This is a genomic window from Pseudomonas sp. ZY71 (genome assembly GCF_036542145.1).
In the GTDB taxonomy this organism is placed as follows: domain Bacteria; phylum Pseudomonadota; class Gammaproteobacteria; order Pseudomonadales; family Pseudomonadaceae; genus Aquipseudomonas; species Aquipseudomonas koreensis_A.
Window position 1 is genome coordinate 3,441,621 of record NZ_CP144274.1, and the last position, 15,089, is coordinate 3,456,709.

Annotated in this window: 12 protein-coding genes and 2 pseudogenes; 8 read left to right on the forward strand and 6 right to left on the reverse strand. The window is 57.0% G+C overall.

The window, feature by feature from the left end; translation table 11 throughout:
• Positions 1-111: 111 nt before the first annotated feature.
• The 8 genes from VY732_RS15225 (at position 112) to VY732_RS15260 (ending at position 10,755) form a co-directional block, all read left to right on the forward strand.
• Positions 112-294, forward strand: a complete 183-nt coding sequence (locus VY732_RS15225) for a DUF6026 family protein (RefSeq protein WP_016983768.1) — start codon at positions 112-114, stop codon at positions 292-294.
• A 211-nt stretch (positions 295-505) separates the two neighbouring features.
• Positions 506-2,254, forward strand: a complete 1,749-nt coding sequence (locus tag VY732_RS15230) for a phosphoethanolamine transferase CptA (RefSeq protein ID WP_331691107.1) — start codon at positions 506-508, stop codon at positions 2,252-2,254.
• A 222-nt stretch (positions 2,255-2,476) separates the two neighbouring features.
• Positions 2,477-5,779 (forward strand): hypothetical protein, encoded by a 3,303-nt coding sequence (locus tag VY732_RS15235; protein ID WP_331691108.1) that lies wholly within the window; start codon positions 2,477-2,479, stop codon positions 5,777-5,779.
• Positions 5,780-6,297: 518 nt separating this feature from the next.
• Complete coding sequence (locus VY732_RS15240; RefSeq protein WP_331691109.1) at positions 6,298-6,762, forward strand: hypothetical protein; 465 nt, start codon at positions 6,298-6,300, stop codon at positions 6,760-6,762.
• A gap of 624 nt (positions 6,763-7,386) precedes the next feature.
• Positions 7,387-7,662 (forward strand): hypothetical protein, encoded by a 276-nt coding sequence (locus tag VY732_RS15245; RefSeq protein WP_331691110.1) that lies wholly within the window; start codon positions 7,387-7,389, stop codon positions 7,660-7,662.
• A complete protein-coding gene (locus tag VY732_RS15250) occupies positions 7,659-7,925 on the forward strand; it encodes a short-chain dehydrogenase (RefSeq protein ID WP_150751474.1) in 267 nt (88 codons plus the stop codon). The genes VY732_RS15245 and VY732_RS15250 overlap by 4 nt, the downstream gene beginning before the upstream one ends.
• A 218-nt stretch (positions 7,926-8,143) precedes the next feature.
• On the forward strand, positions 8,144-10,372 hold the full coding sequence (locus VY732_RS15255) for a TonB-dependent siderophore receptor (protein WP_331691111.1): 2,229 nt from the start codon (positions 8,144-8,146) through the stop codon (positions 10,370-10,372).
• A 173-nt stretch (positions 10,373-10,545) separates the two neighbouring features.
• Positions 10,546-10,755, forward strand: a complete 210-nt coding sequence (locus VY732_RS15260; protein WP_331691112.1) for a hypothetical protein — start codon at positions 10,546-10,548, stop codon at positions 10,753-10,755.
• A 527-nt stretch (positions 10,756-11,282) separates the two neighbouring features.
• Here VY732_RS15260 and VY732_RS15265 read toward each other — a convergent pair.
• The 6 genes and pseudogenes from VY732_RS15265 to speB form a co-directional block, all read right to left on the reverse strand.
• Entirely contained in the window at positions 11,283-11,780 is a 498-nt protein-coding gene (locus tag VY732_RS15265; protein ID WP_077572741.1) for a GNAT family N-acetyltransferase, read from the reverse strand.
• 184 nt (positions 11,781-11,964) lie between these two features.
• Positions 11,965-12,546, reverse strand: a complete 582-nt coding sequence (locus VY732_RS15270; RefSeq protein ID WP_331691113.1) for a DinB family protein — start codon at positions 12,544-12,546, stop codon at positions 11,965-11,967.
• A 17-nt stretch (positions 12,547-12,563) separates the two neighbouring features.
• On the reverse strand, positions 12,564-13,679 hold the full coding sequence (zapE, locus tag VY732_RS15275; RefSeq protein WP_331691114.1) for a cell division protein ZapE: 1,116 nt from the start codon (positions 13,677-13,679) through the stop codon (positions 12,564-12,566).
• A 22-nt stretch (positions 13,680-13,701) separates the two neighbouring features.
• A pseudogene (locus VY732_RS15280) lies at positions 13,702-13,788 on the reverse strand (nuclear transport factor 2 family protein); the annotation flags it as partial.
• Positions 13,787-13,912, reverse strand: a pseudogene (locus tag VY732_RS15285) (helix-turn-helix domain-containing protein); the annotation flags it as partial. The pseudogenes VY732_RS15285 and VY732_RS15280, both read right to left, overlap by 2 nt.
• Positions 13,913-14,120: 208 nt before the next feature.
• Positions 14,121-15,080: an agmatinase gene (gene speB, locus VY732_RS15290; RefSeq protein ID WP_077572738.1), complete on the reverse strand. Its 960-nt coding sequence runs from the start codon at positions 15,078-15,080 to the stop codon at positions 14,121-14,123.
• Positions 15,081-15,089: the final 9 nt, after the last annotated feature.

A 15,089-nucleotide genomic window follows, 5' to 3' on the forward strand; every position in this document is an offset into this window, starting at 1 on the left:
TAAAAAAGTTCCATTCACAGGCAAAAGAAATCAAAATCGGCGCCGATAGTAAGTCAGCGACCCAAATCGGGCGCGACCTACAGTTGATGCACGCCATTTGCGAGGTGAGCAATGGGCACAGTACACACAGCAATGCCGCCACAAACCCTGTACGTGACGATTCGTCGCGATGAATTGCGTCAGTTGAAAGACGAACGCGACCAGTTGAAGCAGGAGCTGGCGCAGCTGCGCCTGTTGACCCAGGGTGCGCAACCGCAACCTTTGCCGGTCGTTCAGCGTCACCCCCACGCCTGATCCCCCGCCCGATTCGGGAACGGCCGCCGCTGTTCCCGACATGATGCACCGCTGCCCGCCTGGCGAAAGCCAAAAAGCGGCAACTCACAAACTTTTCACATTCTCTTCGTAATACTCCGCCCCATTCTGGCCGTACCTGCGTGTACGGCCTCCGTTCGTCGGCTTCATGGATGTTCCGGCGGTGGTTGTAACGAGTGAGCTGGAGCGCCGAATGGCATTGTTCAAACGCAGCAAAACGACTGCGACAGGTTTCGACTGGGCCGGACTTCTCTGGCTGTTTGTATTCTTCTGGTACTTCTCGGGTATCACCCAACTGCTGATCCAGCTGACCGGCACCTCCGGCTTCAGCGGCTTCCGTCAGGCGTTCTTCATGAGCGCACTGTGGCTGGCGCCAATGCTGCTCTTCCCCAAACGCACCAAAGTCCTCGCCGCCGTGATCGGCGTGGTGCTGTGGGCCTGTTCGATGGCCAGTCTGGGTTATTTCTTCATCTATCAGCAGGAATTCTCGCAAAGCGTCATCTTCATCATGTTCGAGTCGAACATCTCTGAAGCGGGCGAGTACATGACCCAGTACTTTGCCTGGTGGATGGTGGTGGCGTTCCTTGCACATACCGCGTTCGCGTATTTCCTGTGGACCCGCCTGCGCCCGGTGTACATGCCCCGTGGCCGTGCATGGGTAGCCGCCGCCGCAATCGTGATCGCCGTGGTCGGCTATCCACTGGTCAAGCAAACCCTGCGCATGGGCTCCTTCGCCCAAGGCTTCGAAAAATTCGAAACCCGCATCGAGCCTGCAGTGCCATGGCAGATGGCTGTGGCTTATCACCGTTATCTGGACACCCTCGCCGACATGCAGGGCATGCTGCATAACGTCAGCAAGATCCCGCCGCTGAAAAACCTCAAGGACGCCTCGGCCGACCAACCGAAGACCCTGGTGCTGGTCATCGGTGAGTCGACCAACCGTCAGCGCATGAGCCTCTACGGCTATCAGCGCAACACCACGCCGGAACTGGACAAGCTCAAGGATCAACTGGCGGTGTTCGACAACGTCGTCACCCCTCGCCCGTACACCATCGAAGCGTTGCAGCAGGTGCTGACCTTTGCTGACGAAGAGCATCCGGATCTGTACCTGTCGACCCCGTCGCTGGTCAGCATGATGAAACAGGCCGGTTACAAAACCTTCTGGATCACCAACCAGCAGACCATGACCAAGCGCAACACCATGCTCACGACCTTCTCCGAACAGGCTGACGAGCAGGTGTACCTGAACAACAACCGCAACCAGAACGCCGCGCAGTACGACGGTGATGTGATCGAGCCGTTCAACAAGGCGCTGGCTGATGCGGCACCGCGCAAACTCATCGTTGTGCATTTGCTCGGCACGCACATGAGCTACCAGTACCGCTATCCGCCGACGTTCGACAAGTTTCAGGATCGCAACGGCGTGCCACCGGGTGTGCGTGATGATCAGGTACCGACCTACAACAGCTACGACAACGCCGTGCTGTACAACGACTTCGTCGTGTCGAGCCTGATCAAGGACTACGCCAAATCCGATCCGAACGGCTTCCTGCTGTACCTCTCCGACCACGGTGAAGACGTGTTCGACTCGGTGGGCCACAAGACCCTGGGCCGCAACGAAAACAAACCGACTGCGCCGATGTACACCATCCCGTTCATGGCTTGGGCATCGCCGAAGTGGAAGGCCAACCACGACTGGAACTTCGCCGGTGATCTGGATCGCCCTTACAGCAGCTCGCACCTGATCCACACCTGGGCTGACCTCGCCGGTTTGAGTTTCGATGAACTCGACCGCAGCAAGAGCCTGGTCAGCGACAGCTTCAAGGCGCGCCCATTGCTGATCGGCGACCCGTACCAGACTGAGCAGCGCGCGTTGATCGACTTCAGTTTGATGAAGCCGAAGAAACCCGACGCAGCACCTGCGGGCGTCGCGCAGCAGTAAAGCTGCTGTGGATCTCTCTAGGTGAACGCAACCGAAGTGCGTTTTGCCTGATCCATTGAAAAGCTCTGTATCGAAAGATGCAGAGCTTTTTTTATTCCAAGGGCCGGAAACATGGGTACCGTACGTCGGATTTCAGCCCGCACCTGTCAGATCTGACAGGTGCGCAAACTGCCGTTTAGCCGTTCAATCACTCCATCGCTCAAACCCACGGAGTGCCACGCTATGTCCGCCAACGCCCCATCCAACAACGCCCCATCCAACAACGCCCCGCGACTGCTCAAGGAGCTCAAAATCCCCGGCCGTACAGGTCCGGTGACGCAGACGCCTCTGACGTGGGGCATCAATCTCGCCGCACTGAAGCTCAACTTCCCTCGTCAGGGTCTGCTATGCCAGGCCGGGCCTTGGGGGACGATGGATATCGGCGACTCGCTGCGGATCTGGCGGGGTTCCGACCAGCTGATAGGGCTGGAAATCGTTGATAAGGATGAGGTCAACACCGAGCTGCAAATATTCGTGCAGGCCAAACACTTTCCCGATGGTATGCACAAAATCTCCTACGCCGTCACCCGCCTCGGCGGTACGCCCGAACACTCGGAAGTGATGCAGGTGCTGGTCAAAACCACCCTCCCCGGTGGCCCTGACCACAGCGAAACCCCGGGCCATCCAGCTCTGGTCATGTCCATCCCCAAGGAGATTTTGGAGGGTGGCATCAACATGGAGAACGTCAAAAACGGCATACCCGTCACCCTCGGCAAGGGCGACGGCACGCCGCCTTATCCGTTTGCTTCCGCCGGCGATAAGCTCCAGTTCACCTGTGGCGGTATATTCTACGAAGCCCCGGAGCTGACCGAGGAGCAGGCAAACGGAACGACGCCGCTCGTCGTGACCATCCCCGAGGTGACGATAAGAAAAGCCGGCGACTCCGACGCTACAGGTATGGCCATAGCCTTCGAGGTCTACGACCCCGTCCACAACCGTTCCGAAGACTGGAGTATCGAACAACGGGTGGTGGTGACACTTGACACGACGTTATTGGTCGCACCGTTGCTCAAGGAGGCCATCAACAATGAGCTGGATGTCGATAAACTGGCCGGCGCCGCCGGTACGGCCCAGGTCTGGATCTCAGGCAACTCGTTTAAAGTCGGCGACCGGCCCGTCCTGCGAATCAGGGGGACTCCGCGCGAAGGCCAACCGATTGATCTCGAAGTGCGTGGTGAAGTGTTGGTCAGCGTGCCAAGCACTCATGAAACCAATATTCCCAACGCCGTACTGCGCCAGTTGGTGCAAACCCAGATTGCTCTCTCTTACCGCTTGGAGAAGGCCGACGGCTCAACTGAACTGAAATCCAAGACCCAATTCATCAGCGCCATCGGCGAGATCCACCGGCTGGCCGCCCCCGTGGCCCTGGACGCGGAGCAAGGCGCCATTGACCCTCTGGACCCGGATCTGAAACAGGTGCGTATCGAGATACCGTTCGATGCCTCGTTCCTGCCCGGCCAGGCGATCAAACTGTTCTGGCTCGGCACCCGCCCCGACTTGAGTGCCTACTTGCCGACCCTGCCATTACGGCCGATTAGCCAAGGCGATTACGAGGCCAAAGATCCGCTGCTGATCATCGTCGACATTCAGCACCTGACAGCGATCATTGGCGGAAAACTGGAGCTGTATTACCAGTTGCTGATCGAAGACCCTGTGCTCGGCACCATGACCCAACTCAACCAGACCCACGCCATCCGCGAATCGATCCACGCCGACATCCTGCAGATCGGCGAACCACGCAAGGAATTGCCCGAGCCTCAAGTGGACGGCGTAGTCGACGGCATGCTGCCGCCCGACACCAACGGCACCACGCTGACCGTGAACTACCTCAAGACTTCCGTTGGCGACATCGTCACCCGCTTCTGGAGAGGCTCAAACACTGGCGTAAACAGCGACTGGGTCAAACTGAGCTCCTTCACCGCCGGCCAGCCTGTGCCGTTCCCGATCAAGGCCGAACTGATCAAGGACAACGAAGGCGGGACGGCGGAGGCGGATTACCAGATCGAGTGGGCGGCGGGTGGGACGAGTTATTCGGATACGCTGAAGTTCAATGTCGGGGTAAAGCCGGATCTGAAAGATCCCGAGATCAAGGAAGCAGTCAATAATGTCCTTCAGCCCTTCGCCGCCAAAGACACACTGACCGCGATTGTCCGCGCGTTCCCGAACATGGTCGGTACACAGGTGAGCGTGACCTGGGCTGGCACGCCGGGTGAAGGCAGCATTACAGTCGGCCCGGTCAACGTGACGGCACAGCAGGATCTGGAGATTCCGCTGCCTAATTCGGTGGTGCCGCTCAACTTGGGCAATAAAGATGTGAAGGTCAGTTACATCGTTACTCTTAATGGAACACCGCAGGGTTCGAAAGAGTCGACGCTGCATGTAGCGGCGATTGTTGATGGCGATAACAATCTGCCAACGCCATCAATCGATGGAGCGGTCGGCAATGAACTGGATGTAACACTACTGAAAGATTCGGCGCAGTTACGCATCGACAAATGGTTGCTGCAGGCTTTGTACCAGTGCATCTGGTTGCGCTATGACGGTACTGACAAAAACGGCAAGCCCGTAGAGTACGTGTTCTGGGCAGGTGAGGCGCATCAGCAGGCGGAGGGGTTGGTGACAGCTGCGCTAGTTGCATGGTTACGGGAGCTTAAGGATGGAACTACGCTGACGATTACGTTCAAGGTGAACTATGACAAGGTCGCTAATTTTGATACTGCAGTGGAATTTCCGCTGCGCACGTACACCGTTAAGGTTGCGCAGGCAGTCCGTCCGACGATCACCTCAATAAAAGGCTTACCGAGCGGGATTGAAATCCCCGGACTTAATCGCTTCACATTAGAAACCGCTGTCAAGCTAAGTGGCTATGCCACTAAGGGATCCAAAGTCCAAATATTCTCTGGAACGTCCTTAGGTCAAGTTTCTGCCAATGCGACAACTGGCTATTGGGAAAAATCTGTCACGGGCCTTAACACAGCTACCATGTATGGATTTTGGGTTAAGGATTTGCATAATGGATTAAGATCTGACTCTGCTGATGTGCGTCCAATTGAGCTTTCACTGAGCGAGGATTTTCGTTCGGACAATTTCGAAGTAAAGCCTAAAGGTGTGCCCTATCATGAACTTCGCAGCGGGCAACTAACATGGGTCAGCGGGTCAGGCAGTGTAAGGGTTGCAACCAGTTCTTATACAATAAGCCCACTCGACAAATCAAGATTAATGATATTCGACAACAGCATAGTGGACTACCAGTTCAGATCAACGTACTCCAGCCTCAGTTTCTGGATTGTGGGGAAATCCGATGTAGAGTGCAATTTGACAACTTATGACAAATCCGGAAGAACCTTAGAGACAAAAGTCTTTCGATCAGAGCGCATTCGGCCAACTGCTATTAAATTTTCAACTCCGACAATATTCAGATTACGAATCGAAGGTACATTAAGCGCACAACAACTAGAGCTGGACAATTTTCAATTTACCCTATGAAAACGGCCAGGCTGTTTGTGAGCAAATGACGACAGCAACTAACCTTTCTGCTTGTAAGGGGGCCTGTTCGCAACCGCGACGAGTCAGTCAATAGAGATTGAATGATAAAACGCTTTTGCGTACAGGTTCGCTCCCAAAAAGAATGGAGTTATTTTGCAACAGCTGCAGCGGTTAACTGCCATGCCCTCCCTATACTCCCCCCTGTCACGATTCATTCGAGATCGGATTTCACCGCCCGAAGTATTCCAGGGTCCTTGCATAGCTTCTATGGGAGCTTTGCGTAGGCCGCCTTCGAGTGCTCCGGTTTCTAGGGCTGGTCCGTCAACTATCCCCTGAAAGCTAGAACCTGTTGATAATCTTATAAAAGCTCCGCATCGAATATGTAGAGTTTTTGGTTTGAGCCTAGCACCGAGTATTCTACCGTTCGTCTGGAATCTGCGCGCACCTGTCAGATCTGACAGGTGCGCAATTAAAATAAAAACGCTGTAATACTTACTCCTACCAATGGAGTTCTACTAATGTCTACTAATCAACGAGCATCAGAAACCATTATCGACCTCGCAGACTTCAACGACAGAAGCTACAACGGATGGAAGTCAGGGCCAGCCGGAGCAAAATTTGAATTTGTGGGCGCGGACGGCGGCTTTTACCTATTCAGCAATATGACGGAAAATCAACAGCCTTCAGGAAACTACCTGGAAAAGGAAATTGCGACTGAGCCAGGTAGCCGCTACGAACTTGAAGTCGTAGCAAGAGCTTCGGTTGTTGATGGAAGAGGCCCTGCTGCCATTCAATATTTCGCAGCAAAAGACGACTTATTTATTGACATAATCGATAGAGCTGAATGGGGTTCTCTTCGAGTACCCTTTGTAGCCAAAAGTGAAAAAACATTAATCGTACTATATAAACCCCATACATCCCCTAAACACACTGCCAACTTCGACATTGACAAAATAACCATTTACAAACCTTGCACACCGTAACTCCTAAAAACAGAAGACATAGATATCCTTTACGAAATATGCTTACTGATTAAAATGTTTTTCATTGAAGGCAGCCTACTTCAAATCTATTGAGATCGAACCCATTTCCCAATAAGGTTTGAAGCTTGGCTGCACCAAGGTAAAAAAATGCCATGTGTTACCTGTTGGACTAAATGGGAGCAAGCAACGTTGGGTTCATTTATAACTATGATCGCAGCCTGCAGTAATTCTTAAAAACCAGCTTAGACAGTACTGCAGACTGCAATCTTTCACTTTGAAAAAACATCCGGATTGTCAAAAGCGAGTAGCTTTGCGCCTACAAGGAATCTCGACAAACTCCAGCAGACTGCAGCGGTTGACTGCCCTGCCCTCACTCCCTATCCTCGCGCCTGTCACGACTCATTCGTGATCGGGTTTGACGGCTCGGCGATTTTAAGGTGTGCATTGTTCTCCAACTTTGCTAGCGCGCTCGTGTGCTCGAAACAAAGCTAAATGGTGACTGTGTGCAGGGCACTTTCGAGTGCGCCGGGTACCTTAGACCGGTCCGTCAACCTGCGCACAGTTGCCACCCATTCGTTTGACGGCGATCTGGTGGCAGCTCTTGATGACTAAGGAGTTTCACCAATGACCGATCCAACCACAAATTCCATCCCCCGCGACCAGGTCGCTCACCACCCTTTCAACGTCCGACCCGACATCTCGCTCCTCGACGCCCTCGAACACGCGGCCGTCTACCTCAACTGCGCCGAAACCCTCGCCCACCAAGCCCCTAGCGTCGCTCGCCCGGAACACAGCAACTCGATGCGCTGGGCCAGCCAGCAAATGCTTGCCAATGCCCGAGCACTGATGCTTGCTGCCATCGCTCGTGTGCACGCCGCGCAGGCCCGGGGTGACGTATGAACTCGCATATTTCGATGACGCACAACGAGGACAGTATTCCAGTTCTGCTCGTTTCCACTGAGGCGCCGCTGGATGTCTTGCACAGCAGCGCGGCGAGCCGTTTTCTGGCGGTGACGCAGATGATGGAAAGTCTGGCGAGCCTGGATATCTCGTCAGCGAAAGGCGCGGATGTGCAGCAACTCGCGCATGCGGCGGCAATGTTGTTGCGCGATGGCTGTGATGTGATGGATGTGTTGGGGCGGCAGATTCGTTTGCGCGTCTGATAGCGGCAAGAGCAAAAGATCGCAGCCTTCGGCAGTTCCTACAGAAATCAGTGCAGGAGCTGCCGAAGGCTGCGATCTTCTGCTTTTGAAGCATGGTCGAGCCCCACCGCTGAAACACTTCCAAATAACAATATTTCTCGTTTGACACTAAATCCCCGCCCTACCCCTCGTCTTTGAACAAACGGATTTTTTCCCTCGAAGACAAGGAGTCGGCTGCGATGTTCGCGCCCATTACCCGTTCCATGAGCCTCACCCTCGGCCTGTGCAGTGCTGCGTTCAGCGCCGATCTGCTGGCTGAAACCGAAGCCGAAAAACCGCCGCAACCCGGCAACACAGCGCTGGAGCTGGCCGCGACCAATGTCAGCGCACAAGGCCTGGGCACCACCACCGAGAACACCCAGTCCTACACCACCGGCGCCATGAACACGGCGACGCGCCTGAACCTGTCGATCAAGGAAACCCCGCAATCGGTGTCGGTGATCACCCGTCAGCAGATGGATGATTTCAAGCTTGGTACATTGTCTGAAGCGATGCGCCAGACCACCGGCGTGGTGGTCCAGCATCTGGATTCGGACCGGGTCAGTTACTCGTCGCGCGGCTATGCGATCAATAATTTCCAGATCGACGGGATGCTCAACACCTTCGATCGCATGAAGTCCGATTCCGACACGATCATTTACGACCGCATCGAGGTGGTGCGCGGCGCTACGGGTTTGACCACGGGGGCCGGTGATCCATCGGCGACCATCAACATGGTGCGCAAGCGTCCGACCGCGCAGTGGCAAGCGCTGGCCGGGGTCAGTGGCGGCAGCTACGACAATTACTACAGCTACGTCGATGTCGGCGGGCCGTTGGCGTTCGACGGTCGCCTGCGCGGACGCACGGTGTTGGCCTATCGCGACAATCAGGCGATCAAGGACAAATACGCGCTGCAACGGGAGGTCGGTTATGGCGTGCTCGAGGCAGATCTGAGCGATTCCACCGTGCTGGCGGTCGGTTACGATTATCAGAACAAGCATGTGCAAGGTTCGTCCTGGGGCACCGTGCCCTACTGGAATGCCGATGGCAGCAAGGCCGGTCTGGGGCGTTCGACCAACATGGCGACGTCGTGGAGTTCCTGGCCGCTGCAAGACAAAACCGCGTTCGCCACCCTTGATCAGCAATTGGCCGGCGGCTGGCGTCTGAAAGCGGCGTACACCCACCGTGACAGCAATACCGACGGCAAGGTCTATTACGCGGGCACCGGATATCCCGAGCCCGACCGCAGCGGCATGAGCGCCTACACCTCGCACATGATCGGCACGCAGAAAATGCAGGCGTATGACTTCAACGTCTCCGGCCCCTACTCGCTGCTGGGCCGTGAGCACGAAATGATGTTCGGCTACGGAGAGGCCGAGCGCCGCTCGAACTCCCCGTACACCATTGCCGGTGCGCGCCCCAGGGGCTACGGGACCATTCGCGACTGGAAATACATGGGCGATATTGCCAAATTCAGCGACACCGTCACCGACCTCACCGGTTCGAAAGACGATACCCGGCAGAAAGCCGGATACATCGCCACACGCCTGAGCCTGACCGATGAACTGCACGCCGTGTTGGGCAGTCGCTACGGCAGCTGGCAAGCCTCCAACACCACTAACAGCTACAACGCCAATCGACAGTTGACCAAGGTCGATTACACCAGCCAGAAACAGAACGATGTCTGGACGCCTTACGCCGGGCTCCTCTATGACCTGACCCCGGAATACACGGCGTACGTGAGTTACACCGACATCTTCAAACCCCAGGGCAACCGCGACAAGAACCGCAAATACATCGACCCGGTGGTCGGCAAAAATTATGAAGTGGGCGTCAAAGGCAGTTTGCTCGAGGAACGCCTGAACCTGTCCACGGCGCTGTTCTGGAGCAAACAGGATAACGTCGCTGAAGTCGACAACTCGGTCCCGGCGGATCCGGTTACCCGCGAGCAGTTCTACAAATCCGACGGCAAGGGCAACAAGGTCAACGGCTTTGAAGCTGAAGTGTCCGGGGAAATTCTGCGTGGCTGGAACATGACTGCCGGTTACACCTATACCCACTCGGTCGACGGTGAAAGCGAGCGTACCAACACCAATCAGCCGATGAACTTGCTGCGCGTCTCCACCGCGTATCGTCTGCCGGGCGAATGGCAAGCGCTGACCGTGGGTGGTGCGGTGAATTGGCAAAGCGATATGTATGGCACCGCGCCCCGACCGGTTGGCCTCGACACTGAAGACACGCGCATCAACCAGAGCGGCTACACCGTGGTCAACCTGATGTCGCGGTATGAATTCGACAGGCACCTGTCAGCATCGCTTAACGTCAACAATCTGTTCGACAAGAAATATTACGACAATGTCGGCTTCTACGACGGTGTGTATTGGGGTGATCCGCGCACGCTAACGGTGAGTCTCGACTGGAAGCTCTGACGCTTGCTTTCTGACGCGGTGCTGTGTGCCGCGTCTGTCCGATATCGCCCCGCAACATACTGCAAAACCTAAACGCAACGGGCGTTAACCCCGTGTTAATTCATGCCACCCAGACTCTGTTCCGAGATCTGCTTCATGGACGAACGGCTCCCACTTGTTCAGTAGGAGGCACCATGAAAATCACTACCGTAATGCTTGCCGGGCTGTTGGCCTTGGGTTCTGCCAGCGTGTTCGCCGAGGGCGGCGCTGAGCGTATGCGTTATTACTACGACAACTTCCCGGTCCACCACGCCCAGAGCGAACAGAAGAGCGACGCCAACGCAAAAGAAATTCGCGTTCCCGCCGATCAGACGGCGCAAGTGACCGAGTCCTACCGCGACTGAGATTGACCGAGCAACCGATGGACCTTCCGTGGCTCCGCTCTGGCCTGGAAGAAGACAGTTTGGCGCCCTGATTGGGGCGCCTTTTTTTATGGGCGTTGAGTTGGGTGTTCGACCTTATGCTGTCGCGAGTTCGCAGATTGGGTTGGGTCAGCAAGATCCAACCCCCTCACCCCAGCCCTCTCCCCAAAGGGGCGAGGGGGAAAGGGAGCCGATTTTCATACTTTTCAAAACCTGAGTTCGGCTCGATGTTTCAGGTCGGCGTACCTTGCCCAAACGCCTCGGTCAGTCCCCTCTCCCAAGACACAGGAGCCGATCTGTATGCTTTTCAAAACCTGAGTTCGGCTCGATATTTCAGGTCGGCGGACCCCGCCCAAACACCTCGGTCAGTCCCCTCTCCCAAGACACAGGAGCCGATCTGTATGCTTTTCAAAACCTGAGTTCGGCTCGATATTTCAGGTCGGCGTACCCCGCCCAAACACCTCGGTCAGTCCCCTCTCCCTCTGGGAGAGGGCTAGGGTGAGGGGCTTTTAGGCCTGCAAACTCTTGATCCAGAACTGCATGCGCCCGTGATCCGGGTCGAACATGCCCGGCGCAAAGCCGAATTTGCTGTAGGCATTCTGCGCCACGGCGTTGCCTTCCAGCACTTCGAGGGTGATCTTGCAGCAACCGCGCTGGCGAGAAATCTCCTCGACTTTCTGCAGCATTTTCTGGCTCAGACCGAGACCGCGGAATTTATCCACTACCGCCACGTCGTGGACGTTGACCAACGGTTTGCAGGCAAACGTGGAGAACCCTTCAAAGCAGTTCACCAGCCCCGCCGGCTCGCCCCCGACAAAGGCCAGCACACTGAACGCATGCGGGCGTCGGGCCAGTTCTTCGGGCAGTCGACGCAACAGCTCAGGGTCGAGCGAATGACCGCCGCCCATGGGGTCTTCTGCGTAATGATTGAGCACGATACCGATGGCCTCGGCGTGCGTTGGATTGCTGTAGCTGGCTTGAAGCACAAGAATTTCTGCGGAATCCATTTCCATCCCCGAACACACAAAAGCCCCGGCGCGCAAAGTGCGTGCTGAAAGGCTGTCTGACCTTAGCGCGGGGGTGATCGGGCGGGCAACCCGCAAATGCAAAAGAGCCAAAGATCGCAGCCTTCGGCAGCTCCTACACCCGATTACCTGTGGGAGCTGCCGAAGGCTGCGATCTTTGGCTTTTTCAGTGGCCCCAAATCAACTCTTCAGTCCAGTCCAGTTCAGCAAAGTCCTCGGCGCGTAGACTGCTCTCACCGACACAGAAAAACTCATCCAGTTGCGGCGGCTTCACCGCGGTGCCGCTGAGCATCGCGTGCACCTGGCCCCGGTGATGAAGCTGATGCTCGAACAGATGCGACAGCATGCGCAAACGACTGTCGTGCTGCGGCGTATCGCGGGCGATGGTGACGATGCGGGCCAGATCGGCATCGCGCAGTTGCTCGCAATAAGCAATCAGCCGCCGATCAACGTGAGCCTGCTCTTCACGCAACTGCGCGCCCTCGGTAAACGGCTCATCCGCGTTGAAAAACACATAGCAGTCGGGATGCGGCTCGTCCCCACGCAACTCGCGTTCCAGCGCATCGACGTAGAACCAGTCGCAGGTGAGAATGTGATTGAGGGTCAGACGAATGCTCGGGAAGAAACTCACCCGGGGCGCGACCAGATCTGCCGCTTCGAGCTGGCTCCAGGCCTTGGCCAGACGATGATTGGCCCAGGCATTCTGATAAGCCATGGTCAGCAGATGATGGGAAAGCGGTTGGCTCATGTTGGCGCCCTCTTCACTCAAGCTTCGGCAAAGCGCTGCAGTTGCATCTCCTGCAAGCGACTGAGGGTGCGGCGGAACGGGAATTCCAGATAACCCTCGGTGTACAGCGCATCCATCGGTACTTGCGCCTCGATGTACAGCGGCACTTTGCGGTCGTAGCACTCGTCGACCAGCGCGATGAAACGCCGCACGCCGTCGTCGTGAACCGACAATTGCGGCAACTCGCGATCACCGGCCACCACCCGCTGCGCGCCATCTTCTGTGCCGCGCGCGATGCGCCCTTCGCGTTTCTTTGCGCTCAGGTTGGGCACTTCGCTCAACAGAATAGCCGTGTAGCGGTCACACAGCGCGATGAAATCCATGGCGGCGAACGGTTGCTCGCAGAGATCCGCATAGCGACACCACACCACCGTTTCACTGGCCTGCACCACGTTCAACCGGCGATGCCCGACCGACACCGGTTCCGCGCTGGCCGATTGCCCGGCGGTCAGTGCCTGAAAAACTTCGTCCAGCGCACTGACCCCGGATGTGGCCACAAAGTAGCGTTGCATCCCCGCCCCCGGATGCAATCGATGATCCTCGGCGCCATTCACCGCGACCACCTGCATATGCGCCTTGATCGCGGCAATTGCCGGTACAAAACGGTCGCGATTGAAACCATCGGCGTACAAGTCATCCGGCGGCAGATTGGACGTGCACACGATCACCACGCCTTCGTCGAACATCACCTGAAACAGCCGACCAAGAATGATCGCGTCACCGATGTCGTTGACGAACAGCTCATCGAAGCACAGCACCCGCACCTCGGCCGCCAGCTCTTTGGCCAGCGCGCGCAACGGATCGGCAATCCCGGTCAACTGGAACGAGCGCTGATGCACCCAGCCCATAAAGTGATGAAAGTGTTGGCGTCGCGCCGGCACGCGCAGGCTCTGATAGAACTGATCCATCAGCCAGGTCTTGCCACGCCCGACCGGCCCCCACAGATAAACGCCGGTGACCGAACGGGCACCGGCGTGCAGGGCTTCGTGGCATTTTTGCAGCGCCCAGACCGCGTGTTCCTGAGCTTCATCCTGGATGAAGCCCTTGTGTTGCACGGCGTGTTGCCAGGCGCTGAGGGGGGAGTCGAAAGTCATGCGCGGCAGTATGCCACGCCGATTACAGGGAAATATCCAGTCGGGCGATTTTCCCCTGTTCGTTCAATCGAAACGTGTAGCGCAGTTGCGCCGGACTGCCGGGGAAGGTGGATCGGCGCGCCGAGGGCGGTCAGTTCCGCGATATCGCGATAAAGCGTGCGTTTGGACACTTCCAGTTCGGCAGCCAGAGTCGCCGCCGTCACCGGGCGCTTCTTGCCACGCAACACTTGCAGCAAAGTCAAAAGACGAGGGTACGCGACACGATGTTCAGGCTCTGGACGGGAAGGATGGCGGAGCTTAGCAAAGGCTAGTGTCAGAAACTGGCAGGAGCAATGTGCGAGCGAGCCTGCTCGCGAAAGCGGTGTGTCAGGCAACAATGATGTTGGCTGAGCTGACGCCTTCGCGAGCAGGCTCGCTCCCACAGGGGTATGCAGTGTTGCGTCAAATATCGACTTTGTGGCGGGCGGCGTAGAGGCAGAGCATTTCCATCGCCAGTGTCGCGGCAGCCAATGAAGTGACTTCGGCGTGGTCGTAGGCCGGGGCGACTTCCACCACGTCCATCCCGACCAGATTGATCCCACGCAAACCACCGAGAATTTCCAGCGCTTGCACGGTGCTCAAGCCTCCACAGACAGGGGTGCCAGTGCCCGGTGCGAAGGCCGGATCCAGACAATCGATGTCGAACGTCAAATACACCGGGTTATCGCCCACCCGCGCGCGGATCGCTTCGACAATCGCTTCGCAGCCACGGCGATGCACCTGCCGGGCGTCCAGCACTTGAAAACCCATGTGATCGTCATTGGTCGTGCGCAAACCGATCTGCACCGAACGCGCCGGATCGACCAGACCTTCGCGCGCCGCGTGCCAGAACATGGTGCCGTGATCGATGCGTTTGCCCTCCTCGTCTGGCCAGGTGTCGCTGTGCGCATCGAAGTGAATCAGCGACAGCGTGCCGTGCTTGCGCGCGTGGGCCTTGAGCAGCGGGTAGCTGATGAAGTGATCACCGCCAAACGTCAGCATCGCGCTGCCGGCGTTGAGAATCTGCTCGGCATGAGCTTCGATGCTTTCCGGGACGCTGTGCGGCGAGCCGAAATCAAAGTCGCAGTCGCCATAATCGATGACCGCCAGATGATCGAACGGGTCAAACGTCCACGGCCAGTGGCGTTCCCAGGCAATCCCGGTGGACGCGGCGCGAATCCCCCGTGGCCCGAAACGTGCGCCGGGGCGGTTGCTGGTGGCGGTGTCGAATGGCACGCCGCTGACCGCAACATCAACGCCGCGCAGGTCACGACTGTAGCGGCGGCGCATGAAACTGGTGATGCCGGCGTAGGTGCTTTCGGCAGCGGTGCCGTAGAGGCTGTCGCGGGTCAGGGCCTGGTCATTTTGCATGGGCACATCCATCGTGGTGCT

Bases quoted from the DNA above. Each gene is read 5' to 3' on its own strand.
- VY732_RS15225 (WP_016983768.1), top strand. From the start codon at position 112: ATGGGCACAGTACACACAGCAATGCCGCCACAAACCCTGTACGTGACG.
- VY732_RS15230 (WP_331691107.1), top strand. From the start codon at position 506: ATGGCATTGTTCAAACGCAGCAAAACGACTGCGACAGGTTTCGACTGG.
- VY732_RS15235 (WP_331691108.1), top strand. From the start codon at position 2,477: ATGTCCGCCAACGCCCCATCCAACAACGCCCCATCCAACAACGCCCCG.
- VY732_RS15240 (WP_331691109.1), top strand. From the start codon at position 6,298: ATGTCTACTAATCAACGAGCATCAGAAACCATTATCGACCTCGCAGAC.
- VY732_RS15245 (WP_331691110.1), top strand. From the start codon at position 7,387: ATGACCGATCCAACCACAAATTCCATCCCCCGCGACCAGGTCGCTCAC.
- VY732_RS15250 (WP_150751474.1), top strand. From the start codon at position 7,659: ATGAACTCGCATATTTCGATGACGCACAACGAGGACAGTATTCCAGTT.
- VY732_RS15255 (WP_331691111.1), top strand. From the start codon at position 8,144: ATGTTCGCGCCCATTACCCGTTCCATGAGCCTCACCCTCGGCCTGTGC.
- VY732_RS15260 (WP_331691112.1), top strand. From the start codon at position 10,546: ATGAAAATCACTACCGTAATGCTTGCCGGGCTGTTGGCCTTGGGTTCT.
- VY732_RS15265 (WP_077572741.1), bottom strand. From the start codon at position 11,780: ATGGATTCCGCAGAAATTCTTGTGCTTCAAGCCAGCTACAGCAATCCA.
- VY732_RS15270 (WP_331691113.1), bottom strand. From the start codon at position 12,546: ATGAGCCAACCGCTTTCCCATCATCTGCTGACCATGGCTTATCAGAAT.
- zapE (WP_331691114.1), bottom strand. From the start codon at position 13,679: ATGACTTTCGACTCCCCCCTCAGCGCCTGGCAACACGCCGTGCAACAC.
- speB (WP_077572738.1), bottom strand. From the start codon at position 15,080: ATGGATGTGCCCATGCAAAATGACCAGGCCCTGACCCGCGACAGCCTC.